The organism is Vibrio mediterranei (genome assembly GCF_900088415.1).
Lineage (GTDB): Bacteria > Pseudomonadota > Gammaproteobacteria > Enterobacterales > Vibrionaceae > Vibrio > Vibrio mediterranei.
Genome location: NZ_FLLQ01000007.1, coordinates 57,525 through 79,733 on the forward strand (window position 1 = coordinate 57,525; position 22,209 = coordinate 79,733).

General features: G+C 41.4%; 32 protein-coding genes and 1 pseudogene. 13 read left to right on the forward strand and 20 right to left on the reverse strand.

From position 1 onward, the window contains the following. The first annotated feature begins 26 nt into the window (after positions 1-26). On the forward strand, positions 27-839 hold the full coding sequence (locus tag VME0621_RS18920) for a sterol desaturase family protein (protein WP_062459740.1): 813 nt from the start codon (positions 27-29) through the stop codon (positions 837-839). A gap of 2 nt (positions 840-841) precedes the next feature. On the opposite strand, the gene VME0621_RS18925 is transcribed toward VME0621_RS18920, so the two are convergent. Beyond that, positions 842-2,881, reverse strand: coding sequence for a methyl-accepting chemotaxis protein (locus VME0621_RS18925; protein ID WP_062459737.1), 2,040 nt, complete (start codon positions 2,879-2,881; stop codon positions 842-844). A 145-nt stretch (positions 2,882-3,026) separates the two neighbouring features. Between VME0621_RS18925 and VME0621_RS18930 the strand changes: the two genes are divergently transcribed. Next, entirely contained in the window at positions 3,027-3,488 is a 462-nt protein-coding gene (locus VME0621_RS18930; RefSeq protein WP_062459735.1) for an NlpC/P60 family protein, read from the forward strand. 64 nt (positions 3,489-3,552) lie between these two features. Here the strand turns inward: VME0621_RS18930 and VME0621_RS18935 are convergent, their stop codons facing one another. Then, positions 3,553-3,897, reverse strand: a complete 345-nt coding sequence (locus VME0621_RS18935; protein ID WP_006074176.1) for a DUF3802 family protein — start codon at positions 3,895-3,897, stop codon at positions 3,553-3,555. Positions 3,898-4,075: 178 nt separating this feature from the next. On the opposite strand from VME0621_RS18935, the gene VME0621_RS18940 reads away from it, so the two are divergent. Then, positions 4,076-4,942, forward strand: coding sequence for a fructosamine kinase family protein (locus VME0621_RS18940; protein ID WP_006074178.1), 867 nt, complete (start codon positions 4,076-4,078; stop codon positions 4,940-4,942). A gap of 4 nt (positions 4,943-4,946) precedes the next feature. Here VME0621_RS18940 and VME0621_RS26920 read toward each other — a convergent pair whose 3' ends face one another. From VME0621_RS26920 to arfB (VME0621_RS18975), 9 genes and pseudogenes are all read right to left on the reverse strand, one after another. Beyond that, positions 4,947-5,435 carry an HAD family hydrolase gene (locus tag VME0621_RS26920; protein ID WP_370736783.1) on the reverse strand — a complete coding sequence of 163 codons (489 nt, stop codon included), beginning with the start codon at positions 5,433-5,435 and terminating at the stop codon, positions 4,947-4,949. Further along, a pseudogene (locus VME0621_RS26925) lies at positions 5,421-5,987 on the reverse strand (GNAT family N-acetyltransferase); the annotation flags it as partial. The pseudogene VME0621_RS26925 and the gene VME0621_RS26920, both read right to left, overlap by 15 nt. Before the next feature lie 12 nt (positions 5,988-5,999). Further along, positions 6,000-6,368: a GFA family protein gene (locus tag VME0621_RS26310; protein WP_082795522.1), complete on the reverse strand. Its 369-nt coding sequence runs from the start codon at positions 6,366-6,368 to the stop codon at positions 6,000-6,002. 38 nt (positions 6,369-6,406) lie between these two features. After that, on the reverse strand, positions 6,407-7,009 hold the full coding sequence (locus VME0621_RS18950) for a LysE/ArgO family amino acid transporter (protein WP_062459732.1): 603 nt from the start codon (positions 7,007-7,009) through the stop codon (positions 6,407-6,409). A 65-nt stretch (positions 7,010-7,074) separates the two neighbouring features. After that, positions 7,075-7,266: a CPXCG motif-containing cysteine-rich protein gene (locus tag VME0621_RS18955; RefSeq protein WP_006074186.1), complete on the reverse strand. Its 192-nt coding sequence runs from the start codon at positions 7,264-7,266 to the stop codon at positions 7,075-7,077. A gap of 120 nt (positions 7,267-7,386) precedes the next feature. Beyond that, positions 7,387-7,800 (reverse strand): GNAT family N-acetyltransferase, encoded by a 414-nt coding sequence (locus VME0621_RS18960; RefSeq protein WP_038222917.1) that lies wholly within the window; start codon positions 7,798-7,800, stop codon positions 7,387-7,389. 21 nt (positions 7,801-7,821) lie between these two features. After that, positions 7,822-8,091, reverse strand: a complete 270-nt coding sequence (locus tag VME0621_RS18965; RefSeq protein ID WP_231892973.1) for a hypothetical protein — start codon at positions 8,089-8,091, stop codon at positions 7,822-7,824. Positions 8,092-8,203: 112 nt separating this feature from the next. Then, positions 8,204-8,665 carry a GNAT family N-acetyltransferase gene (locus VME0621_RS18970; protein WP_062459727.1) on the reverse strand — a complete coding sequence of 154 codons (462 nt, stop codon included), beginning with the start codon at positions 8,663-8,665 and terminating at the stop codon, positions 8,204-8,206. A 19-nt stretch (positions 8,666-8,684) separates the two neighbouring features. Further along, the gene (gene arfB, locus VME0621_RS18975; protein ID WP_062459724.1) at positions 8,685-9,050 is read right to left on the reverse strand and encodes an alternative ribosome rescue aminoacyl-tRNA hydrolase ArfB; all 366 of its coding nucleotides are present in this window, start codon (positions 9,048-9,050) and stop codon (positions 8,685-8,687) included. A 68-nt stretch (positions 9,051-9,118) separates the two neighbouring features. Here arfB (VME0621_RS18975) and VME0621_RS18980 point away from each other — a divergent pair, with 68 nt between their 5' ends. The 3 genes from VME0621_RS18980 to VME0621_RS18990 all read left to right on the forward strand — a co-directional run bounded on the left by VME0621_RS18980 (position 9,119) and on the right by VME0621_RS18990 (position 12,044). Continuing rightward, a complete protein-coding gene (locus tag VME0621_RS18980) occupies positions 9,119-10,762 on the forward strand; it encodes a recombinase family protein (RefSeq protein WP_062459721.1) in 1,644 nt (547 codons plus the stop codon). A 108-nt stretch (positions 10,763-10,870) separates the two neighbouring features. Further along, positions 10,871-11,434, forward strand: coding sequence for a hypothetical protein (locus tag VME0621_RS18985; RefSeq protein WP_062459719.1), 564 nt, complete (start codon positions 10,871-10,873; stop codon positions 11,432-11,434). Between the two features lie 241 nt (positions 11,435-11,675). Beyond that, positions 11,676-12,044 (forward strand): hypothetical protein, encoded by a 369-nt coding sequence (locus VME0621_RS18990; RefSeq protein WP_062459716.1) that lies wholly within the window; start codon positions 11,676-11,678, stop codon positions 12,042-12,044. Between the two features lie 88 nt (positions 12,045-12,132). Here the strand turns inward: VME0621_RS18990 and VME0621_RS18995 are convergent, their stop codons facing one another. Together VME0621_RS18995 and VME0621_RS19000 are read right to left on the reverse strand one after the other, a co-directional pair. Then, positions 12,133-12,441 (reverse strand): hypothetical protein, encoded by a 309-nt coding sequence (locus VME0621_RS18995; RefSeq protein ID WP_062459713.1) that lies wholly within the window; start codon positions 12,439-12,441, stop codon positions 12,133-12,135. Further along, complete coding sequence (locus tag VME0621_RS19000) at positions 12,417-12,959, reverse strand: hypothetical protein (RefSeq protein WP_062459710.1); 543 nt, start codon at positions 12,957-12,959, stop codon at positions 12,417-12,419. Before VME0621_RS19000 ends, VME0621_RS18995 begins: the two co-directional genes overlap by 25 nt. Before the next feature lie 162 nt (positions 12,960-13,121). On the opposite strand from VME0621_RS19000, the gene VME0621_RS19005 reads away from it, so the two are divergent. Beyond that, complete coding sequence (locus tag VME0621_RS19005; protein ID WP_062459706.1) at positions 13,122-14,396, forward strand: hypothetical protein; 1,275 nt, start codon at positions 13,122-13,124, stop codon at positions 14,394-14,396. On the opposite strand, the gene VME0621_RS19010 is transcribed toward VME0621_RS19005, so the two are convergent. Both VME0621_RS19010 and VME0621_RS19015 read right to left on the reverse strand, forming a co-directional pair. After that, a complete protein-coding gene (locus VME0621_RS19010) occupies positions 14,393-14,932 on the reverse strand; it encodes a recombinase family protein (RefSeq protein ID WP_062459703.1) in 540 nt (179 codons plus the stop codon). The two genes, VME0621_RS19005 and VME0621_RS19010, sit on opposite strands and share 4 nt — an antisense overlap. Positions 14,933-15,050: 118 nt before the next feature. Beyond that, entirely contained in the window at positions 15,051-15,785 is a 735-nt protein-coding gene (locus tag VME0621_RS19015) for a hypothetical protein (protein WP_062459700.1), read from the reverse strand. A 308-nt stretch (positions 15,786-16,093) separates the two neighbouring features. On the opposite strand from VME0621_RS19015, the gene VME0621_RS26695 reads away from it, so the two are divergent. From VME0621_RS26695 to VME0621_RS19035, 6 genes are all read left to right on the forward strand, one after another. Further along, positions 16,094-16,246, forward strand: a complete 153-nt coding sequence (locus tag VME0621_RS26695) for a hypothetical protein (protein ID WP_156750281.1) — start codon at positions 16,094-16,096, stop codon at positions 16,244-16,246. Further along, complete coding sequence (locus VME0621_RS19020; RefSeq protein ID WP_062459697.1) at positions 16,224-17,213, forward strand: AAA family ATPase; 990 nt, start codon at positions 16,224-16,226, stop codon at positions 17,211-17,213. The genes VME0621_RS26695 and VME0621_RS19020 overlap by 23 nt, the downstream gene beginning before the upstream one ends. After that, entirely contained in the window at positions 17,210-17,791 is a 582-nt protein-coding gene (locus VME0621_RS19025) for a hypothetical protein (RefSeq protein WP_062459694.1), read from the forward strand. The genes VME0621_RS19020 and VME0621_RS19025 overlap by 4 nt, the downstream gene beginning before the upstream one ends. Before the next feature lie 64 nt (positions 17,792-17,855). Continuing rightward, complete coding sequence (locus VME0621_RS19030) at positions 17,856-18,152, forward strand: hypothetical protein (RefSeq protein ID WP_062459691.1); 297 nt, start codon at positions 17,856-17,858, stop codon at positions 18,150-18,152. Continuing rightward, a complete protein-coding gene (locus VME0621_RS26700) occupies positions 18,152-18,319 on the forward strand; it encodes a hypothetical protein (RefSeq protein WP_156750282.1) in 168 nt (55 codons plus the stop codon). Before VME0621_RS19030 ends, VME0621_RS26700 begins: the two co-directional genes overlap by 1 nt. 9 nt (positions 18,320-18,328) lie before the next feature. Next, positions 18,329-18,673, forward strand: coding sequence for a hypothetical protein (locus VME0621_RS19035; protein ID WP_062459689.1), 345 nt, complete (start codon positions 18,329-18,331; stop codon positions 18,671-18,673). Positions 18,674-19,203: 530 nt separating this feature from the next. On the opposite strand, the gene arfB (VME0621_RS19040) is transcribed toward VME0621_RS19035, so the two are convergent. From arfB (VME0621_RS19040) to VME0621_RS19055, 5 genes are all read right to left on the reverse strand, one after another. Beyond that, entirely contained in the window at positions 19,204-19,614 is a 411-nt protein-coding gene (arfB, locus tag VME0621_RS19040; protein WP_062459683.1) for an alternative ribosome rescue aminoacyl-tRNA hydrolase ArfB, read from the reverse strand. Continuing rightward, entirely contained in the window at positions 19,607-19,744 is a 138-nt protein-coding gene (locus tag VME0621_RS26705) for a hypothetical protein (protein ID WP_370736780.1), read from the reverse strand. Before VME0621_RS26705 ends, arfB (VME0621_RS19040) begins: the two co-directional genes overlap by 8 nt. Before the next feature lie 7 nt (positions 19,745-19,751). Next, positions 19,752-20,048, reverse strand: a complete 297-nt coding sequence (locus VME0621_RS19045) for a Dabb family protein (RefSeq protein WP_006074197.1) — start codon at positions 20,046-20,048, stop codon at positions 19,752-19,754. 74 nt (positions 20,049-20,122) lie between these two features. Next, positions 20,123-20,323: a hypothetical protein gene (locus VME0621_RS19050; RefSeq protein ID WP_062459680.1), complete on the reverse strand. Its 201-nt coding sequence runs from the start codon at positions 20,321-20,323 to the stop codon at positions 20,123-20,125. 112 nt (positions 20,324-20,435) lie between these two features. Beyond that, positions 20,436-22,127 carry a mechanosensitive ion channel family protein gene (locus tag VME0621_RS19055; RefSeq protein WP_006074200.1) on the reverse strand — a complete coding sequence of 564 codons (1,692 nt, stop codon included), beginning with the start codon at positions 22,125-22,127 and terminating at the stop codon, positions 20,436-20,438. Positions 22,128-22,209: the final 82 nt, after the last annotated feature.

Sequence of the window (22,209 nt, forward strand, 5' to 3'; positions counted from 1 at the left end):
TTGTAAGTAAAAGGAAACCCTATTCAATGGAACACAGTGACTCTATTCGATTGTCGATCTTTCTCTCTGTACTCATAATTTGTGCGGTGTGGGAATGGTGTGTACCTAGAAAACAACGTACAAGGACACGACGTTTGCGTTGGATTAACAATCTCAGCCTAGTTGGCCTTAACTCTCTAATTCTCGCCTTAGTCATGCCACTTCTTGCCATAGAAGCTGCACTCTTTGCTCAGAAACATAGTATTGGGCTTTTTAACCAGTTCGAAGTGAGCTCATGGTTAATTGCCCCACTTTGCGTAGTGCTGTTGGATGCAGCAATCTACTTTCAACATATAGTCTTTCATCGCGTTCCAATCCTTTGGCGATTGCATAGAATGCATCACGCTGATCGGGATATCGACGTCACCACAGGTTCTCGATTCCACCCTATTGAAATCATCCTCTCCATGTGGATAAAAATAGTGATCGTTATTGCCTTAGGCGTACCTCCAATCGCAGTACTTATTTTCGAAATTGTACTCAATGCCAGTGCAATGTTTAACCATAGCAACGGCAAGTTGCCTTTGAAGTTTGATGCCTTGCTGAGAAAAGTTATCGTAACACCGGATTTTCACCGTGTTCATCACTCGGAAATCGTCAAAGAAACTCATTCCAACTTTGGCTTCTTTCTATCCATCTGGGACATCTGGTTTGGAACTTATCGTGCTCAACCTAAGTTGGGGCATGATGGCGTGGTAATCGGTATTCCAGCCTTTGTCGAGCCAAAAGAACAAAGGTTGGACAAACTGCTTACCCAACCTTTTAGGAACGATGAGAACGACGCTAGCCATTCTCAGTAGAACTAAGCTTGGTTCAATTGATATTTATGTAACATCGATTGCTGGTGGCCCGCAATTTCCGCTACTTGCTCAGCACTTTCTACCATAGACTCCAACTGCATGCTCGAATGTTCACCTTGCTCAGTAACCTGAACGATTGAGCGGCCCACGTCTGCCGTGGCACGCTCTTGTTGTTCAGTAGCCACAGAAACTTGCTCTACCCTGTTACGTATCTGATTCACTGAATGGGCGATGTCAGTAAAAGACGTTTTTACTCGCTCGCTGGATTCCAAAGCAAAAGACATTTCTTTGCGTGACTCGACAACCGATTGACGTGAGTCTTGGGCTGCTTGGATGAGCTCCGACATCATTTGTCGAATGTTTGTGGTTTGTGCAGAAGTATCACTAGCGAGTTTACGAACTTCGTCCGCCACAACAGCAAAGCCTCTGCCCTTCTCGCCAGCCCTTGCAGCTTCAATAGCCGCATTTAATGCTAATAGATTAGTGTTATCTGCAATCCCACTGATCATATCCACCATCTCTTGTATCTGCTTCACTTTGCCATCTAGCTCAGTCATTGACGCTTCATTGTTGCCTAACGTCGTATCCAACATATGAAGTCGTTCTTGGTTGTCAGATACCGCTTCCAAACCAAGGTTGGCATAACTATCCGCTTGTTGAGAATCGTTAAACGACGCAGTCGTCACTTGAGCTATCTCCTTAATCGATGCTTCCAGTTCTGTAACCGTTGTCACCATGCTATCTAGGGAGGCGTTTTGTGAACGCAAACTCAGACGAGTTTCCTCTGCCGCACCGTGACTTATCTCCGCCGTTTGATAGAGTGTTTCGCAGTTTCTCGTTACCACCTCAATCGAATCATGAGTCGACTCGATAACTTGGTTCAACTTTCTGGCGATATCTTGCATTTCAGCAGGCCCCGCTAGCATCACTTTGCCCGTTAGTTCGTATTCTGTGAGCCCTTTCAATTGAGAGATGATGTTCTTTAAAGGTCGATTTATCCATCGACGCAGAGAGAAGAAGATTACGACGATTGTTGCAATTAGAAATGTTGTAGCAGCAATTAACCATTGTGAGGTTGTATCAAGAGTATGATTCACTACGGATTGACTATCTTTTATTAGTGTCGAGGCAGTATCAGAGATTTGCTGTAGGAGTTGTACCGTATCATCGGCTATCACAACAGCACGTTCCAACTCCACTTTTTGCTTTTCAACCACTTCTAGCCTGTCGAGTATTTGACTTAGTACACCACTTTGTTTGAATCCGTCCTGAACCATTTCATATGGTGCAATAAGACTGGCAAACTCTTTGACTTCAGGGTGCCAATCAGAGAAGTCTGCAAATGCTAGGTTGATTCCAGCGATTCGATTACGCATTTCACGATATTCACTTTTCGCTTTACTCAGTTCTTCTTGCATCATCATGACTAAGAACGTGCTCTCCATTGAGCTAGCACTCGCAATAAATCGACTCGCCGCATCTGAAGACAATGGATTGTCTTGAGACAGAATTAGGCTAATACGATTCATTTCAGGGCCAATAGAACTTAACCCATAACGGAATCCCGTCACTTGCTTATCTATACGACCTTTCATTGCAATGAGTTGAGACTGAAACGCCAATACGGACTCAGTAACGGATTGCAATTCAGCTATTTTTTCCCTGAGTTGAGCTCTTTGATCTTGAGTCACGGCACCATCTATCTTTTTTGCAATCTCGAACAGACTATTGACCCGGGTTTCACTAAGGCTAGTCAGCAGCGCGATACGTTCCTGGATAGCATTTAACTCTGCCTCAGAAGATAACTGGCTTCCATAGTTCAGTAACTTTACTTGTTCCAACGTATCTTGTGTTAAGGCTGCATTATTCATTGCCAGAGGGAGTACGCGATCCGATAAATTATCGAATTGATGTTTTACTTGTGTTAATCCACTTGAACTTAGCCAACTTAGAGCAATAAAGAAGATACAGATTAAAATGAATATTGCGCTGAGTGAGTGAATTATTGAGGTTGGACGTTTTCGTTGTGTTGACGATGTCATAGCGATTCCGTTGCATCAATCGTAAAATTGCGACCAAATTTTGCGGATAAATAGTATAAACCGTTAATTTGGTATAAAATTATTCGGAAATGGTAGAGGCCGTTAATGACATATTTATTACACATAAATGTAAGCAGTGTGACAGATGAAAATTGTTAAATTATTGATTCCATACGGTATAGTGGCATTATTGACGGCTTGTTCAAGCCAAGCACCACACACACAAGTTAATTATAGAAGTGCTGAAAATGCACCATTTTTGGTTGAATACAAGAAATGGCAAGGCGTTCCTTATCGACTTGGTGGCACCAATTATTCTGGAGTCGATTGCTCGGCATTTGTACAGGCTGTCTATCAAGATGCTTATGCTGTTAGCTTACCCAGAACCACTGCGCAGCAAGTTAAAATAGGTCACAAAGTAGCTTACAATAATGCTCAAAGCGGAGATTTAGTGTTTTTTAAAACGGGAAGAAAAACTAGACACGTAGGTATTTATTTAGGTGGGAATACATTTATGCATGCCTCAACATCTAAAGGTGTGGTCCTTTCTCGACTTGACAATCCTTATTGGGCATCAACATTTTGGCATTTTAGAAATATTCAGTAATAGAATGCCTCCCTCTCAAAGAAATAAAATATCCTGAGAGGGAACGATCCTTTTGTTAATTTCTTTAATCATATATTGCAACAGCAGTATCAAAAAGATTTTTGACTAACGCTATATACTCTTCAAGAAATGCAACCTGCTCATTGGTGGCCGGCTTGTTCCAAACTCCAGCCAATACTTCTTCTAAGTCTTGAATCACTAAATCTACTTCTTTTAGCAACTTAAATCGCACACTTGAATGAAGTTCTGGGTTTTGTTCAAACAACACCATAATGTTGGACGCGACCATGTCCGTGGACACATCTTCTATTGTTTCTTCGCCCGTATCTCCAGAAGTTGAAGTGAATACATCAAGATTCATGGCGAGATGTTCGATTAATGCCTGATAGCCGTCAGTATCTACAACCACGACTGAACTCCTAGCAATTGTTTAAATGACAAGAACTTAAACATAGCAAACCTAGTTCACGTTTGTAAGAACTAGTACGAAAAATCGCGCTGCACGTCAATGATTCTGTGCGCTGGCAGTATGTTATGTAGTCAATATTGTTCTACACTAGCCATAGATTGGCAGACGGGAGTAACTTATGTGGCAAGCGATTTCAGATCAGCTATCCGATGCACTCATGTTCAACTTTTCTATCAAAGAACGTGTCAAAATGAGCGGTGGCGATATTAACCAATGCTATATGATTAGCGATGGTGATCAGCGTTACTTCGTGAAAACCAATCACAAAGACTTCCTTGCTAAATTTGAGATTGAGGCGGATAACCTCAAAGCGCTCCGTGACACTAATACGGTTCATGTACCCGAGGTGGTGTTAATTAGCAAAACTAAAGAATGCGCGTTCATCATTCTTAATTACATCCCTGTCAAACCTTTAGACGTGAGTACTGCCAGTCATCAGTTTGGAATTGAGTTAGCAAAACTGCACAAATGGGGTGAACAAGCCGAATTTGGCTTTGATCAAGACAACTATATTGGTGCTACTTTACAACCTAATCAATGGCATAAAAAATGGTCCCGCTTTTTCTCTGAACAACGTATAGGCTGGCAACTACAGCTACTTAAAGAGAAACAAATCAGCTTTACCGATATCGACCAGTTTGTCTCCCTTATCAACGAGCAGCTCTCTGGCCATAACCCTAAACCTTCTTTGCTGCATGGCGACCTTTGGAACGGCAATGTGGCTAACTCAGCCTTTGGGCCTATCTGTTATGACCCCGCCAGTTATTGGGGAGATCGAGAGTGCGATCTCGCTATGACAGAACTCTTTGGTGGTTTCAGGCAGGAATTTTATGACGGTTATGAAAGTGTACTGCCCATTGAGCCTATGTTCGAGTATAGAAAACACATCTATAATCTCTATCATGTGCTCAATCACTGCAACCTTTTTGGGGGCAGCTACCTCGACCAAGCTGAAGAGCTAATCTCAACGATTCAAGCCTCTTAGAGGTTTACTCGACCTTCACCTCTTTATCTAATATCTCAAGCAACGAGGCGAAGCCAACATCATACGGGTCGGACACACCACTCGAATTAAGCCAGTTGGTGACTAAACCAACGGATTTAGCGGGTACTATGTCCTTGTCCCTTTGATCGCCGGTCATCGTCAACTTGTTTGCCGGAATACCTAACTTGCCTGCGATGAGCCGATAGAATTCTGGGTTATTTTTAGAAACGCCAAGATTGTTAAAACAGAAGTAGCCTGTGATGTATTGAGCTAAACCACCACGTTCAAATGCCTGTTTTATATCGATTTCATTAGAATCTTGTGCATTGGTCGCAACATAAATGGGATACTGCTTAGAAAGCGCTGACAACAACTCCACGGCACCAGAAACTACTTCAACATTTGACCAATCACACATTTTTCCAGTTTGTGTAGGGTCATCGACCATTAGAGTGTCACCCCAATCAAACAAGTAAACTCGGTCTCGACTCAACCAACGCTTGTAGAGGTCTTGCCACTCTTCACGCAAGACACCGTACTTTATCGAATCAAAGTACTCACCTAAGTAATAGCGAACTTTGCGCAGCCTTGCCTCTAGCGTCATTCCAAGCTTCTCGGCACATCGCATCATTCCAGGGTTTCCAGACCAAGTAGTAAAGCCTACTCGCTCGATCTCCAATGTTGCAAAAAGATGCTCCACCCATGGAATCAGCGCTTTCAACCCGATACCCCTACCCCAAAGTGATGAGTCGTAAATGGCCACACCAGCTTCAAGCCAACGCGTGTTTTTATCTTCCCAATAGTAGCTAACACTGCCTATTGCTCGCCCCAAATAATCTATAACCAAGCCTGTGTTACCATCTAGGAACTTTTGGAACTGTTGCTGCTTAAATTCGGATAGTGTTGGCCGAACATAACCGAAGTAAGGGCCGTTGTATTTTGTCCACTCTTCGTCAGCCGTCATAAGTTGATAAAGCGGTTCTAGATCTTCGGCTGACGCCTTGCGTAAGGTAATATCCTGAAACCTTAGTTTGGTATTATTCATCGAAATCCTTATCTAATCATTAAGATACTTCCAACTATCTGCACCATCAAAATAGCGAATGTGTATGGTACTTATCTCTTCTGGGGTCACCATTTTGAAATTGATAGCAACTTTCTGGGTTGGCGATTTATCCGTTGAAGTGTAATGCGTCACGCATCCGCATTCTGGACAGTGGTGAAAGTCGATAAAACCATCACCCCATTGATACGCCGTTGTAGGTTGACGTAAAACTGAAACTGTCACCGAATCAGGCTCATAATAGCCCCATAATGTCCCATAACGACGACATACAGAGCAGTTGCAACTTGTTAAATCCGCCGGCCAGTTGGCAAAACGGAGAGTTATATTTCCGCAATGACATTGCGCGGCATGGTGAGACATTATTTCTTCCCTGTTTAAATTGACGATATCTAGCTAGGTTACAAAACCAAGCTAAGGGCGATGGATAACATAATAGCACCAACAAAGAGCTCCAATACTTTCCATGATATTGGTTTATGAAAGATAGGCGTTAGCAGTCGAGCACCATACCCCAAGGAGAAAAAGAACACGAAGGAAGACATCACGGCACCGAGCCCGAAAGAGAACTGATTCGGAGCATATTGGGTAGAAATAGAGCCTAGCAAAACAACGGTATCTAGATAGACATGTGGGTTTAGCCAAGTTAGCGCTAAACAAATCAGAATGGTTTTTAGCAAACTTGCACTTGAATCCCCTTCAGGGTCGAGTTGATGTTTGCTGTTGAAAGCAGAACGCAAGCTTTGGATCCCGTATACAGTAAGAAAAGCAGCCCCCGCATAACGAGCTACTATTTCGATTTGCGGAAACCGCTCAATAATGACACCGAAGCCGCCGACACCCGCAGAAATGAGAATGGCATCAGAAACTGCACATACAGAACACACGGCAAATACATAGTGTTTCTTTAGCCCTTGTTTTAGAACAAACGCATTTTGAGCACCAATTGCAAGTATCAACGACAGACCCAAGGAAAAGCCTGTCAAAAAAGTCGTTACATCCAAGTAAACCTCACAATCCTTTATCGAGGAGAGGTTATCTTGTAACGCGTAATTAATTGAATTTCAAGTTATGTTTCGTTCTCGTGTCTTACTGTTACAAACACATCATCACTGTCTAATGTGACCTCAAACAAGATTGGTCGACAACATACATAACAGTCTTCAATATACTCTTGCTCATCAACGGAACAGTCGATTGATGTTTCAAAAGCCTCTCCACAATACGGGCAGTTTACTCGCCACTCTTTTAATGCTTCCATCGATTACACCCATGGTAGGTTTTATCAAAGTGTAGAATCGCCAAAAGAGATACTCAAATATGGCAGTCAAAGATATTTGTCGCTAACGTGTTCAATACTAACGCAGTGCTGCTACTCATATCATGGCGTTGATAAAACTAACGACGCCTTTTTGTATGCCACGCCTTTTTTGTAAAAGATGTCCCCTTCAATAACCATTCCAAATCTTTTATAGAAATCCAGCGCAGACTCCCTCGCATCGCACCAAAACACCTCAATATTTTGTCTTTCAAGCATGTTCAAGACAAACTCGATGACCTGTGAGCCAATACCCTGACCTTGGTAATCAGGAAGCGTTGCAAATTTACGTAACCTACCTTGATTACCATCGATAAATATCGAAGCAACACAGACCAACTTATCATCCACAAATGCACCGATATGTATCGCTCGGTTATCTCCTTCTACCAGCGAGCTCTCTATTGGTAAATCGGGCCACAGAACTTGCTGACGAATAGGTAGGACCTGTTCGAGTTCAACTAAAGATATTTTCACCACGTTATTATTACCTACTTTTTAATTTAACCAAGCGAGAGTTGCGGAAATTAGCAGAGGGAAAACGCCTGCAACAAATAAAGAAAAACCAAAAGAGTAGTTTTGTCGATAGTGCTTATGTTTTTCAGCTTCAAGATTATGGTCTCTAACCATTGCTCTGATCTTTTGTGACACAACATCGACGTCATAGGTTCGGCTTATTCTTCCTCCATCCCAAGCTAAACCAGCCACGCCCCATAACACGATAGCGACGTAAAATGAGAAATCAGAAAGTTCGGATGTTTTCAGCATAGGGAAAATGTAGCCAGCTATGCAGACCACAATCCCTGAACTTATATTCGCTATGAAAACGAAGCGAAATAGAGAGCCCATATTCAAAAGGCTTCTTTCAATCCGATCATGCTCATATTGTCAGCGATTTCGTCATAAACACGCTATTAGGGTCAAGCGAGTAGCTAGCAAATGGTTCACACTCTACAAAGCCATCTCTTTGATATAGGTTTCTTGCTGGTTCGAAAAATGTTTCGGTTCCTGTCTCTAAACTCAGTCGCGTCAAGCCGTTTTCTGAGGCCTTACTGGTTAGATGAGCAAGCAGTTTTCTTGCTACTCCCTTGCCACGAGCACTCTCTGTCGTGCGCATCGATTTTATTTCACCATGTCCCGACTCAATGGTTTTTAAGGCTATACATCCTGCCAAATCATCTTCAAACCATGCAGTCCAGAACGTAATCTCTGGCTGACGAAGAGCATCAATATCAAGAGCATGAACACTTTCTGGAGGAGAAGTCGCGTACATGTCATCCAAATGAGCTTGTAAAAGGGCTTTTATTTCTGGACCCGTCAAATCATCCTTAATTATTTTCACTTTCTCTCCTTAACTAGATTTACAATATTGGCTTTCCACGTAGGGACTTCTTCTGCCCTTGCTTCTTCTTATTATCCACGCGTCTTATTTGCGATGAACGAGTTGGCTTTGTTGCACGACGTTTCTTTTGCACGACCATCACTGACCGAATCAAATCAGCTAGCCTCGCAAGTGCGTCTTCCCGGTTTTTCTCTTGAGTACGATGTGATTGCGCTTTAATCACAATGACACCTTCCTTAGAGATTCTAGAGTCGTTGCTTGCAAGCAAACGTTCTTTATATATAGCGGGTAGTGTCGAGCGTCTAATATCAAAACGTAGATGGATAGCAGAGGAAACCTTATTGTCTTGGATACTAGACCCCCTATTAAAGAGTCGTGTATCTATGGCGTGTAATGGTAAAACTCATTGTAATCGCTGTGATATAAGGACTCAATCCATATGAGAGTAAAGTTATGTTGGCATATTCCTATAAGCGATTCAGTAGCAAGCACCAAGCCCAAGGTAATTCGATAGAAAGGCAAACTAAGTTAGCTGAAGACTACTGTGCTAAGCATCAACTAGAGCTTAGTACACTGAGTTTTGAAGATCTCGGGGTGAGTGCTTGGACTCAAGCGAATACCAAAGAAGATGCAGGCTTGGGTCAGTTCCTATCAGCATTAGAAAATGAAGTAATTAAAACACCTTGTTATCTGCTAGTTGAGAGCCTTGATAGGCTTTCTAGGGCAAAGATTAAGGTAGCGATGAACCAACTGTGGCGTATTACAGACTACGACGTGACTGTTGTTACATTACTTGACCAGAAAAAGTACACCAAGGATATGGACTTCACTGACTTCTTGATGGCTGGACTAATCATGGAGCGTAGCCACGAAGAGAGTCTTACCAAGAGCATGAGGTTAAAAGCAGCTTGGGCTAAGAAGAGGTCTAGGCAAGATATGCATAGTAAAGCTCCTTTCTGGTTAGATAGAGTCAAAGGTGATCCAGACAGACCAGATGGCTATTACCTGAATAAGCACCAAGCAACTGTTGAACGTATCTTTGAGATGGCTTCTGATGGTTTGGGACACTATACAATCACTGGGATACTGAACAAAGAGCAAATACCGAGTCCAACAGGAAGGGATTGGAACGGTTCTAGTGTCTCTAATCTATTGAGATATAGACAAGTTATTGGAGAGTACCAGCCTTGTACTGTAGAGAATAAGATTGCTACTCCTATCGGAGAGCCGATTAAAGACTACTACCCTAGTGCAATATCTGAAGAGCTGTTTAATAAGGTTCAGCTTGGTATCAACCAGAGATTGAAGAAGTACAAGACCCATAGAGGTGGAAGTACGACTACTCATAGGAATGTTTTAAGGGATGTTGGAAAGTGTAGTTGTGGCAAGTATCTGAGTTTAGTAAAGAAGAGGTCGAGGTATTACCTTCAGTGCATTGGCAACAGGTCTAGTGTGTGTTCGATAAGAGCTATTCAGATGGATGCTTTTGAGAAGTTTTTAAGACAGTACTTTATTAGCCCAATGTTTCACAACCAGTGGGTATCAGCTGACCAAGCCAATCTTGATATTGAAAGGGAAATCAACAGGTTAAGGCTAGAGCAAGAAGAGTCAAACAAGGCTCTACAAGGGCTCCTAAGCGTCATCGAAAGCAATCCTAATCCACTGATATTACAAAAGGTTTCTGAGCTATCAGCAAGTGTTAAAGAGCGTTCTGATACTATAGCTGAGTTTGAAGATAGCAAGGGTTCTGGTAATAAGCGGCAGAGCTTGGAAGAGACAGTAAAGCTGTTGGATCTTGCTTTTAGTCCTGAAGACAACTCAGAGATAATTAAGGCGAGGGTTAAGTTAAAGCAACTGCTGAATGCTTGTTTTGATTACTTCGAAATGACTAGAGTCGATTCTGATAACGGAAAGGTATTGTGGTATTCAATCGAGCTTGGCTTCAAGGGAGACTCTTTTAAATACAAGAGTATTGACGCTCCTACTGCTTTACAGAATGCCAAAAGAAGAGAGATTTGGTTTGTTCCAAGTAGCAAAGAAAAGATAGTGCTAACTGAAGAACAGAAGGCACAAGTTATTGAACAGCATAAGATATAAGGTAGACAAATAACTCTTATCAAGAATTGTCATTAGGAACTATTGTCAATATTGCTACCCTACCTGCGGACTTTTTAAACACGGATGTAGTAGCTAATAGGAGCAATTATGTCAGAGTCATTATCAGTAGAAGATGCCTCAGAAACCATTGAAGTTTCTGAACTTGAGTCACTCTTAGAGACTATCAATACAGAGTTGAATACAGCCCATCACATAGCACCAAAACCCAGAGATAAGAAGAAGGCTACCTTGAAGATAGGTATTGCCCTCGCCAAGGCTCGTGAAGAATTCGCAAGCGACAAAGAGTTTGGCAACTGGTGTAAGTCGGACATTATTGAAAAATGTCCTACTGGAATAAAGAAGGCTACGCCTAAAACTCTCAATAGGTACAGAAAGTTAGCTGACTTCAGTCAAGAATTTGATGAGTTTGATAAAAGGTTAGAGCTTTGTCTTTCTGTCGGATTTACCAACATTTATAAACTGATGGAAGGAAAGCATGAAGAGCTGTTAAAGCAATTTAGAGAAGGGACTATCAAAGCTGATGACTTGGACAGAAAGCTAAATGCTGAAAAGTACCTCAAACAAGACACTAACAGGTTCACAAAGCTGAAAGCAGATATTCCAAACCTATCCCCTAAGCAGAAAGAAGAGCTTTTAGAACTGCTTAGATAGGCACCGCTGGGATTACGCAATTACGCATCATTTCATAGAGCGTAACGCCTTGCGTAACGGTTATTACACTACTTACTACTTGCTGAGAATTTAAGCCCCAAGGTGTTTGCCTAATGGGGCTTTTCTTTTAGAGCAAAAAGGGGAATTGATTGAGAATATTTCCTAGTGGCACGATATGGTAATTATGGTCAACTGACATGAGATAGGATCTCTAATTTATGAGTTGTGTTAGAGAGAATCCATGAAAAGAACACTGTTATTACTGCTAGGTTTGCTTGCTACTTCTGCACATTCAACTGTACCTGTCGAAGCTGAGCTAGGTCGAAATGCGTTTATTATAGGGATGTGTGAAACATTTGTATCATCAGGTGACGTTTACGAGATGTTTGAAGTAAAAGGGAAATCTACACGAGACATTTGGACAGAATCAAGACAAGAAGCTTTGAAGTCAGCTATTGATCATTATGTTGATACGAGGACAAGAGATTTCTATAACTGGGGTAAAGAGAAAGGACATGCAGATTTACAGAAAACGTCGCCTTCTAATGCCTATCAGAACAACCATTGCTCAAGCTACCTAATGAGCATACATGGCCATAAGTACGACTAGTTATCTAAAGCCCCAACTTAATCTTTGGGGCTTTCCTATGGATACGCTTGTATGCTCTATTACATAAAGCATATCGTTGAGAATGTTGTTATTGCTTAGCTACTTTCCAGACTTCTAGTAATAACCTTAAAAAGGCACTGCCGCTGCTCAGAACATAAACAGCTAACTCTTCGGATGGTGCAACAGGATCTTCCTCTGCTTGGCCATGTCTGTAGTTATGCAATGCATTTACCCAAAGGGCTACACTGTCAAACATACCTGATATCACTTTGTTTTGAACATCATCAGGCGCAAGCGTTTGGATAGCTAAGTCTTTGAGATCGTTTTCAAGTATGTATTTGTTGAGGTTATTTGTTTTTACCAACTGCTTGGTTAAAATCTCGATAGCTTCAAACATAGATCTAACTGAAGCCTTTGTGTCTTGTGGCACACTATCCATATGACGATAAGCATCTTCATATGCTGTTTTACCCCGTTATGTACAGGATTGTTTAAGGCAAAAAGCGACGAAGCTCTATTGCGCTCAAACTCTTCATCGACAAAGTAATGGACGCCACAACGCTCATCTAGCTGGTAGCCAACGTGCTCTTCTTTGAGTGCTCTTGCAACGAAGTCCTTCCATCTTTGGGAAAGGTGAGGAGATCTTTCTTGAATAAGGCAGTTATAGATTAGCGTTATACTGTCTAGGACGTCCCTAATGTCATTCTTTACAAACATTTCAGGCACAGAAAACGTGTTTACGATGAACGGAATCTCGATACCAGCTTCTTTCTGTAGGATTGTTTTTACTGGGGCGTTGTAACCGTTATGTAGTTCATCCCAATAGAATGCTTTCAGACGATTCCTAAATCGTGCACTATCTCTAGCTGGCTCATCTCTGTTTAGATACACCATGCTGAATCTTTGACCAATCATATACACTCCTTTATCTGATTAATATCATATGAGGTGGTTAGCTAGAAACTTCAATCCCCCACTTCTATTAGCTTTCTGATTTAGCTCACATTGTTATTGTTTTCTAGTAGTTGCCAGTACCAACGATGTAAGATAAGGCATTGGTTTTAATTGGAGCAAATGATGGCTAAATCAAAATGGATGGATGAAAATACTGCTAGGGAGTTGATACACCGCATAGCTAAGTGCCAGTCGAGCCAAAGCTCTGGTATAAAGCACTCAAATCAGAATTTTAAGTCTTCATTCGATGGCTTTGAGTTCGAAAATTACATGAACCTTCTGCAAGAAAACATTAGATTTGGCGATATTCCGAGTAATGTTAGAGATCGAGCACTGACAACCGCTATTTTCAAAGCTGCCGATGAAGGTAAGTTGAACACTGGATATGTCTCTAACATACTAAAACAAGAGGAAGTTAGGTATTTAGCTCAGCCATTTCAAGACTTTTTCCTAGTAACTGGTATCAGCGTCAATGGTTTGAAATCCAGCTTAAAGGTCAAGACAGAGTTAGCCGAAATTTCTATATCAAAAGGCTTTCCTAAGAAGTTCAAGGGTGACTATGACTTCGGGGATGCTAAAAAGACATACCCCAACATGAATCTTGAAGCATTCTCATGGGTTGTTGTGAAAGTATCTGCAAGGTGTTTTTATTCTGGTGCAAACCTAGCTCTGGAAGAACTGAGTTATTTCCTCGGAGTAATCAATCATTACCTCATTTCAGGTGGGCGTAGAAAGAGCTTCGGAAGAGCAGCCCCTATGAGCAAAGTGAGGAAGTATCCTTTGCATTACCTGTTTAACCCTGATGGCTCTTTAGCAACGAAGTTGAGCTGGTATGAGCCTCACTTTTCATCAAAAGGTTCTACTTATCAATATGACCAAGACTTTAAAGATGCTTGTAAGCACTTCAGGAAGGTGCACAAAGATATAATGAAGAGTAAGCGATACAGGTTCTTTAAAATAGTATTTGGTCGCTTAACTGACGCACTAGAGACAAATGATATGCAGAAAGTCTTTCTTAGTTTGTGGGCGTTGCTAGAGAAGCTTACGTTTACGCAGAAAGACAACTACACCACTACGATCAATAGAACACTTATATTGTTCAAAGATAAAGTGATAGCAAGCCATGAACTCGAATTATTAAGGCAAAAGAGAAATATTGCGATCCACAGTGGCGAGCAGTTTAATCAATCTGAAGAGTATGCGTACATGCTCTACGGCTATATCAGACATTATATATTCTTCATCCTCGATATCATGCTGAAAGTGAAATATGATGAAGACATCAAGAGCTTGTTAGATTTGCCTACAACTAGTGTCAAGATGCTAGAGCATGAAGACAATCTCAACAAACAGTTGAAGCAAGCATGTTTGTTAAAAGAGCTGATTAGACTCAGTTAGCTTTTCTGAAGCCTGTTAACGGTAGCTGGAGATATGCCTAACTGTTTGGCTGTCTCTGCTATTGATAGTGTCTTTCTTAGCTTTTTGACCTGATCTGGGGTGGCTTTTGTAGGCCGCCCTAGTTTCTTTCCTTTGAGTTTTGCTTGCTCTAAGCCTTCTCTTTGACGTTCTCTGATAAGCTCTCTTTCCATTTGGGCAACTGAAGCAAGGATGCCTAGCATTCCTTTTTGGGTAGCTGTCATTTCAGAGCTGAAGATTAAACCTTCTTTTACAAACTCTACTGAGACCTTCTTAGCCGTTAGGTCTTCTACAATAGCAACAGCATCACCAGCCCCAGAGCGACACACACGGTCTAAGCTATGAATGTATAGCTTATCCCCTTCCCTTAAGTAATCTAATGTCTGAAGCCACACAGGGCGTTCTATGGTAGATGCACTGCAATACTCCTCAAAGACCTTGTCTAACTGGATATCTGCTAGCTGACGATCAGTGTTCTGGTCTGTTGTTGATACTCGCTTATAGCCTACGTTCGCCATTATTCTATCTCATAAAGTCTTAAAGTATTTAGATTGTGCTATATCAAAACTAGAAAAGGAAGTATTTGAGATAGGTTTTGTGGCTTATGTCAAAAAGTATACTTTTGAGATAGATTGTCTATGCCCTGTCCTTTAACTGCTGTTCAAGGGCTTGAAAGTAATTCTTAAAAAGCTTCAACACCCAGTCCAAGAAACCCGTTTTTACGATGACTTTGTTTTCAAGAGAATCAAGCTCTAGGAATGCTGATTGCTCATTGACTAGTGCAACTATTTCAGTAATCCTCTGACCATCAGGTTTCATATATTTAGCGTCTTGATGAGCACAAGCATTTCTTAGTACTTGGACTTTCCTAAGTTCACTGGAGGGAACACTGATCTCCAGAACTTTTTTGATATAAGTTGTTGATCGTTCGATTCCACTCCCCTTAAAGTCACTAACTTTTACTTTAAGTTGGTACTTTTTAGCATACGCCTTACAAAACTCTTCTAGTTCATGCTCAAAGATACCGAAAATAGTCAACAAAACTGAACGCCTCTGCATACTTGGAAAATGGATAGTAACGGTATCGTCCAGATCTAATACATCAAAATGAGTAATATTATTGTAATGTTCGAATCCAATTGGGCCGTATTGGGGGTCATGATCGACTTCTACAAACTCAGCACCATTATTTTGGTAGTCCTCGATATTTTGTTGAATGCCCTGCTCTGTACTCCTACATAGACTGTTTAGAAGTTTGTAGGTCAGATCAAAATAGCTCGTTGTCGGCAACGGTTTATCAAGTATCTCAGTCAAGTCGACCATATCGTTATTTTCTCCACAACCTATTGATTTATCGCCACTATACCACATAAGGTACAGCTCTACTTACAGTAAAGTCCATTTGAAGAAAGTGGTAAAAGGTGGTCACACTTTTAGCTGAGCAGGAGTCTATATAAAAGGAGCTAGTTAGAAGTCACATATCCTCTCTAACTGCATACTATATAAAGAGAAGTGGTAAATAGTGTCACATAAAGCAATTACTACTGGTACTACTTAATATAAGAAGTGTTCCTTAGAAAAGGATTAAGAAGAATATTAGTCCTTCTTTATTTAACTTCTAATACACTTTCTACTGTTATTTCAATTAATTACCTAACGCTGTGAAGCAGGAGGAAAAAATGAGAATGAGACTACAGCTGCAAAAGCTGGAGCATATTGAGAAGCTGAAAGCATTAGCTGAAGCTAAGCAAGTATCACCAACCACACTAGTCATTGACCTAATCGAGCGAGCTTACAAGGAGCTGAATAATGGAATTAAATCAGATATTTAAGCCTTGCAAGATGGCAGAGATCGTAGCTGGTATGAGAGAGCCTGAACAGTTAGTTGATGGCTTGTGGGATAAGGGTGAAACCATGATGGTATTTGCTGGTTCAGGTGTTGGTAAGAGCCTGTTTAGCTACAACCTTGTTGAGTGCCTTGCTACTGATAAAGGACAGTTTCTTGGTCAAGAATGCGCTATAAACCAGAAGGTTCTGTACCTAGACGGAGAGATGAGCACTAACAGCATTGGCTCTAGGGTAGACCCTAGTATGCTCGATATGCTTGGCAGGATTGACTATATAGCCTCTGAAGTTAACGAGGAAGTCATAGACTTGACTCTAGCTGACCAAAGAGCTCACTTAATAGAGATGTCTAGAGGCTATGACATAGTCGTTCTAGATTCAGTAAGGGTCTTGTTTGGGTTAACTGACGAAAACAACGCAGAGAGCTGGAGAGCGGTTAACAAGCTGGTTGTTGCCTTGCGTGGTGTGGGCTGCTCTGTCCTAGTTATCCACCATGCTAATAAGAGTGATGGAGAGATACCTACATACTCAGGAAGTACCAATGCTATTACCGTCTTTGACAGGACGCTGGCTATAAGTGGTCAAGAATACAAGCAACTACACGGACAGAAGAGTCGTAATGCAGCTTGGGGAGATTGGCTTGAAGAGTTGGTATTCTTTGCTGGTGAATACGGGAAGCTGAATGTTAGAACCCAAACTCAAATGGATAGCTGGAAGATGGAGGCTATTGTTGATTTGCTTTCTGAAGACAGAAGAAGCTGTGCCAACGGAAAGAGAGAAAAGCGATTAAAGATCAATAAGCTAATCAATGCTGGCTTAGGTAACAGCGTTACCAATACCAAGCTTTGGGGCGCTGTAGAGTATCTGTTTGACGACTTCTGGACTAGAGAAGACTTTGATAACGCTATTGCTGGTAACTGGGAAGAATTAGATAGCCCATTGGAGGTTTTGTGATTGGTTTAGGAGGCTCACAAGGTGAGCAAGAGTTCCTAGAGAGAACTGGCTTAAAGCCTAACCTAGAAAGGGTTCCTAGTCACTGGAAAGATTTGGACTCAAAAGGACACGGAGGACATTGGGTCGTTCCTGATTGCGTTGTTTTAGATTCAGAAGGGAATCGTTGCTTGATAGAGTACAAACACGGCAACAAGCTTAATACAGACGGTGCAAGGAAAGGTAAGCAAGCTGCTGAGAAGAAGAAAATGGATTACCTTTCAAGTAGCTGGGGTAACTGGGAAGCCAGAAAGAGAAATGCAGAGGCTAAGATGGGGTGGAACCATTCAATCTATAGGCTAATAGGCATGGCTCAGGTTTATGACCGAGTTTTAGTGGTTGACCCTCAACTGAACAAACACATGACTGACACTGACTATTTAAAGGTCTTGAACAAGGCTAAAGGGTTGGGTGTTGAGTTCAGAACTATCTCGGAGTTCGAAGCCGAGTTTGAAGACTGCTTGGATGTGAGTGTTGATGATATTAATAGAGAAACCGTAAGCGAAACGCAATGCGTTACGCAATTACGCAATAATACTTAGGGCGTAACGGGTAGCGTAATGCTGCCCTGCCCGATTAACTAACGCCGTGAGGCAGGAGTAATATATGAATTTAGATATCCTTGAGGGCAATCGTTCTCGTTTTATCAAGGTAATCAAAGAGCTAGCTCTAGAGTTTGGAGTTACAGCTGAAGCAATGGTTATTCTACTGAGCGCTAGCTTGAACGACTATGAACCAATTGAAGACTTCCCTAATTACGAGAAGCACAAGGTAACTGGAGTTATCCGAAACCGAAATACCAGACGTATCCTTAAAGCCAATGCTAACGGTCAGGTCGGCTTGTTCAATGGCGCTATGCGTAAGTTTGTCAAACAAGGCTTAGAAGCTAAAGGGGGCAAGTAATGGATAAAGATGAGTTTCGTCTCCTTGGGTATGCAGAGGATCAACTGGAAGAAGCGGCACAGCGATATGCCAAAGATGATTGGTTCAAAGCTGATTGCTTAATGGCAATGCTCGATTTGATTGAGCGAGCTGAGTATGAGTTTTATGGCGATAGCTACTTGGATTAAGGAGGCTTTATGACTGGAAGAGAATCAAACGGACAGTTTGGTAAGGGTAATACTTACGGCAAGGGCAGACCCAAGGGAAGCAGGAATCGTTATACGGTTGCTATGATGGATGAACTGATGAGGGAGGACTCTGAAGGACTTGAGTTTCACCCCATGCAAGAAGCTAAGAGGCTATATCGTTCAACTGAGGACGACCGTATTAAAGTAGCACTGTTAAAGGAAATGCTGAGTTTTGGGAATGACAAACAGTTTGTAGAGGTAGAGCAAACTGAAGAGCACAAACCTGTTACCACTGAAACAATGCTAGAACTATATAAAGAACTGCATAGCCGATTTGGGAACATTGAGACATAGCTGTCTAGTCTATGCTAGGAGTTAGGAGTAAATCGATACGGTTCTTTGACACTTCGGTTAACAGCCGTTAGTTAGACCGTATGCAGTTGGTCAATTAATTATTAAATAATTGATCTGTATGCCTTTTCAGTAATTGTACCGTTAGCTTAAGCCCTGCTCTTTGAGTTAGGGCTTTTCTTATATCATTTCAGAGTGTTTGGAATGCAATAGAAAAGCAACTAGTTTAATACTACATGTTGCTCTCATTAGTGCATTGAGATACATTATGTAGTGACAATTAACATTATCAAATTCTAGTCAAGTTCTGCGTTGACAAGCTATTGTCCAGCAATGAGCGAATTGTGGAATTAGATAACCTAACTGAGAGGTTATTACCATGGACGCACATTCGCTTATTTTCTACTTTGAACTTGCCAATACTCTTCTTGAACCAATGGCAAATGCCGCTGCTGTCATCTCAGCGTTTCTGCTAATGAGTAAGGCGTAGGATCGAACTAGTTAATCAACAGCCTTTGGTTGCAAGGGCTGTTCTATTGAACCCTGCCTCTTAAAGACTTAGTTTGAGCCTTTCGCTTCTTAGCGTCTACTCTGCGCTTCTGTGAAGCCCTTGTTGGCTTCGTTGGTCTTCGTGCCTTTTGGACAACTGTAGCGGAGAGTATCAATTGTTTAAGGCGCTCTAAAGCGTCTTCTCTGTTCTGTTCTTGAGTTCTGAACTGCTGAGCTTTGATTATCACAACTCCGTCCTTGGTGATTCGAGAATCAGTCAAAGCTAAAAGCTTTTCTTTGTAAAACTGAGGCAATGTAGAGCGACGAATATCAAACCTTAAGTGTATGGCACTACTCGTCTTATTTACCTTCTGTCCACCAGCACCCATCGCTCTAATTGCAGTGAGCTCAATTTCCCACTCAGCGAGTTCCACTGTGTTGGATATCTTAAGCATTCGGGTTTCTCTGTGGTTCTAGTATGTAATAGATGTTGTTAACATTCTGTCCACCGCTCCCCATCGAACGAATTGCATTTAGCTCGATTTCCCAATCTGCCAACGTTACCGTATTAGAAATCTGTAACATGCTGAATTTAAACTGAGTAATCGAATACGATAATGTCGTCTAAAATCGGTCTGAACACCGATTTTAGAGCATCATGTTCGGGGTGAGGCAGATAGTTCTGTCGACCATTTTCATCCTTGAATGTCATCATTACGCTGTGCGTATAGGATTTATTTTTACCTTCTGGGCTATCGTTCACACCCCACTCTACCGCTTCCACTCCTGCTATTTTTTTGGGCATAGCCTCAAACAAAGCCATAAGTTCGTTAATGCTTTGCTCTGTTGCTTTTTCGTTGAATCGAATCAACAAGATATGTCTAATCATTACTAAAGTTCTACTTAGCGAATCAATCACTCGATACTACAGAAATTCAACCACAGTGACTAGACAAGGACATTTTAGTAGTGCCCTATTCCGCCATGAAAGCCGCTAAAAATGCCACCAAATATCATACCAAAGAGGCTAAATATCAACCCAAGGATGATCATAGCTGGTATTGATGCGATGGCGAACTTGACCATAAATATCACCATAGATAGAAATGGCATTTTGATGTCTACGACTGTCACTTCGCTATTCTTTGTATTTTCTTCCGTCATAATCGTACCTCTGAGCTTTTATATTCAACTTATTTAATAACTAATGTTACAGATAATAAAAAGGCTCTAATTTATGAAATTAGAGCCCTATCAATGAATAATTGTGTTGATACTATGCGTTAGACTCAGACTTCAATTTATCCACCATATGTAAATGCACGTCTTGTTGAGGGAAAGGTATAGAAATGCCCTCTTTATCAAAGCGTAATTTAACCTCTTTAGTCACATCCCAATACACATCCCAGTAATCATCTGTTTTTACCCATGGTCGAACGATGAAGTCTACTGATGAGGTATTCAGTGTATGAACTCGAATGTTAGGCTCTGGTGATTTAAGAACCGCAGGGTGAGCCTCGATAATCTCATGTAAAACAGATTCAGCTTTGAGCAAGTCATCTCCATAACCAATACCAAACACCATATCTACTCGACGAGTACGCTCGTGAGTAACGTTTTTGATAACGTCTCCCCAGATCTTACTGTTAGGAACAATGATAATTTGGTTATCAAAGGTGCGAATCGTGGTATTGACCAAACTCATATGACTTACCTTACCATCTACACCACCAGCAAAAACAAAATCACCAACATCAAATGGGCGGTAGATAAGAAGCATCATACCCGCTGCGAAGTTAGATAATGTATCTTGTAGCGCAAAACCAATAATCACACCTGCGATACCGAAACCCGTCAAGATAGGCGCTAAATTAAGCCCTATCTGTGACAGCCCAACCATGATACCGATAATCCAAACAATATTTCCCGACATAGACACAAAGAAGTTCTGCATCAAGTGAGAGAGCTTCAAGTTCTTGTTATGAACTGCTTTTGTCACAATCTTGCGTACCAGTTTTACAACGGCGCGTGTAACAAAAAGAATAAGAATGAATATAAACACTTGGAATAGTTGCTGTGGTGCGTTATCGCCTAGCCAATCAACGGCGGCACTCCACCAATAACTCAACAGCGAAATCAACACTTTTGAATCTAAAATGTCTTGAGTGATATTCCCAGTTACAGAGAATACTTGTCTTTTATATTCAGACGTTTCTAAACCAACGTCATCACCTAGAACGATCAAATTACGAAGACTTTCTGTTTCAATGCCAATACGCTGCTTAAGCACTAACTGACTAGTTTGAAGTGCAGCTTTGTCTCCTTCTGGCGCCGATGCCAACTGAGAATTGATCGCCTCCACCTGTTGGTTGAAATATTCAATCGACGCTGACGTTAACCTCAGGTTTTTCGCGACTAGTACTTCAAACTGCGCTTCACCACTCTCATCCTGAACTCCAAGTTTGTTCAGCCACATCAGGTTTTGCCATGCCGCATTAAAGGTGGCGTTCAAATAGTCTTGAACTTCACTATAAGTATTTAAAATGGACAGTTTATTCTCAGCTTTAGCGCTATTGAACTGCTCTCCAACCGTTTTTAACTTATCTTCTAGATAAGTTTTCGCGCCTTCTGTATATTTTTGCTGGAACCGTACCTGTTCAATGAGCATATCTTTTGGTAAATCATTAGATTCAACCGCGCTACCGATGACATCTCTTAGCTCATTGTTTTTATTGAAGAGGCGGAATTGAATAGCGTCTTTTTGATCTCCACTAGAAGCTTTGAGTGATTCCGAAAGATCTCTTATCTCCGCGTTAATTTTGTCTAAGGCTACTTGAGCCTTTGGAGGTGGTACCCTAGTAGGAGTATCATCTTGAGCTAAGGCAATGCCACTCATCATCGACATTACGAATACAACAAATACTGCAATAGCATTAGTCTTTAAAAATTGAGGGAAACAAACACTCATTCACAACTCCCTGAAGGTGTTAAGTTTAGATTAATTGCTTTAATGATAGGTCATAAAACCATTTGTACACGCATCTCTAGAT

What these genes read in the sequence shown, in the direction of transcription:
- VME0621_RS18920 (WP_062459740.1), top strand. Translation starts at nt 27, where the DNA reads ATGGAACACAGTGACTCTATTCGATTGTCGATCTTTCTCTCTGTACTC.
- VME0621_RS18925 (WP_062459737.1), bottom strand. Translation starts at nt 2,881, where the DNA reads ATGACATCGTCAACACAACGAAAACGTCCAACCTCAATAATTCACTCA.
- VME0621_RS18930 (WP_062459735.1), top strand. Translation starts at nt 3,027, where the DNA reads ATGAAAATTGTTAAATTATTGATTCCATACGGTATAGTGGCATTATTG.
- VME0621_RS18940 (WP_006074178.1), top strand. Translation starts at nt 4,076, where the DNA reads ATGTGGCAAGCGATTTCAGATCAGCTATCCGATGCACTCATGTTCAAC.
- VME0621_RS26310 (WP_082795522.1), bottom strand. Translation starts at nt 6,368, where the DNA reads ATGTCTCACCATGCCGCGCAATGTCATTGCGGAAATATAACTCTCCGT.
- VME0621_RS18955 (WP_006074186.1), bottom strand. Translation starts at nt 7,266, where the DNA reads ATGGAAGCATTAAAAGAGTGGCGAGTAAACTGCCCGTATTGTGGAGAG.
- VME0621_RS18965 (WP_231892973.1), bottom strand. Translation starts at nt 8,091, where the DNA reads ATGCTGAAAACATCCGAACTTTCTGATTTCTCATTTTACGTCGCTATC.
- VME0621_RS18980 (WP_062459721.1), top strand. Translation starts at nt 9,119, where the DNA reads ATGTTGGCATATTCCTATAAGCGATTCAGTAGCAAGCACCAAGCCCAA.
- VME0621_RS18985 (WP_062459719.1), top strand. Translation starts at nt 10,871, where the DNA reads ATGTCAGAGTCATTATCAGTAGAAGATGCCTCAGAAACCATTGAAGTT.
- VME0621_RS18990 (WP_062459716.1), top strand. Translation starts at nt 11,676, where the DNA reads ATGAAAAGAACACTGTTATTACTGCTAGGTTTGCTTGCTACTTCTGCA.
- VME0621_RS18995 (WP_062459713.1), bottom strand. Translation starts at nt 12,441, where the DNA reads ATGTTTGAAGCTATCGAGATTTTAACCAAGCAGTTGGTAAAAACAAAT.
- VME0621_RS19000 (WP_062459710.1), bottom strand. Translation starts at nt 12,959, where the DNA reads ATGATTGGTCAAAGATTCAGCATGGTGTATCTAAACAGAGATGAGCCA.
- VME0621_RS19005 (WP_062459706.1), top strand. Translation starts at nt 13,122, where the DNA reads ATGGCTAAATCAAAATGGATGGATGAAAATACTGCTAGGGAGTTGATA.
- VME0621_RS19010 (WP_062459703.1), bottom strand. Translation starts at nt 14,932, where the DNA reads ATGGCGAACGTAGGCTATAAGCGAGTATCAACAACAGACCAGAACACT.
- VME0621_RS19015 (WP_062459700.1), bottom strand. Translation starts at nt 15,785, where the DNA reads ATGTGGTATAGTGGCGATAAATCAATAGGTTGTGGAGAAAATAACGAT.
- VME0621_RS26695 (WP_156750281.1), top strand. Translation starts at nt 16,094, where the DNA reads ATGAGAATGAGACTACAGCTGCAAAAGCTGGAGCATATTGAGAAGCTG.
- VME0621_RS19020 (WP_062459697.1), top strand. Translation starts at nt 16,224, where the DNA reads ATGGAATTAAATCAGATATTTAAGCCTTGCAAGATGGCAGAGATCGTA.
- VME0621_RS19030 (WP_062459691.1), top strand. Translation starts at nt 17,856, where the DNA reads ATGAATTTAGATATCCTTGAGGGCAATCGTTCTCGTTTTATCAAGGTA.
- VME0621_RS26700 (WP_156750282.1), top strand. Translation starts at nt 18,152, where the DNA reads ATGGATAAAGATGAGTTTCGTCTCCTTGGGTATGCAGAGGATCAACTG.
- VME0621_RS19035 (WP_062459689.1), top strand. Translation starts at nt 18,329, where the DNA reads ATGACTGGAAGAGAATCAAACGGACAGTTTGGTAAGGGTAATACTTAC.
- arfB (WP_062459683.1), bottom strand. Translation starts at nt 19,614, where the DNA reads ATGCTTAAGATATCCAACACAGTGGAACTCGCTGAGTGGGAAATTGAG.
- VME0621_RS26705 (WP_370736780.1), bottom strand. Translation starts at nt 19,744, where the DNA reads ATGTTACAGATTTCTAATACGGTAACGTTGGCAGATTGGGAAATCGAG.
- VME0621_RS19045 (WP_006074197.1), bottom strand. Translation starts at nt 20,048, where the DNA reads ATGATTAGACATATCTTGTTGATTCGATTCAACGAAAAAGCAACAGAG.
- VME0621_RS19050 (WP_062459680.1), bottom strand. Translation starts at nt 20,323, where the DNA reads ATGACGGAAGAAAATACAAAGAATAGCGAAGTGACAGTCGTAGACATC.
- VME0621_RS19055 (WP_006074200.1), bottom strand. Translation starts at nt 22,127, where the DNA reads ATGAGTGTTTGTTTCCCTCAATTTTTAAAGACTAATGCTATTGCAGTA.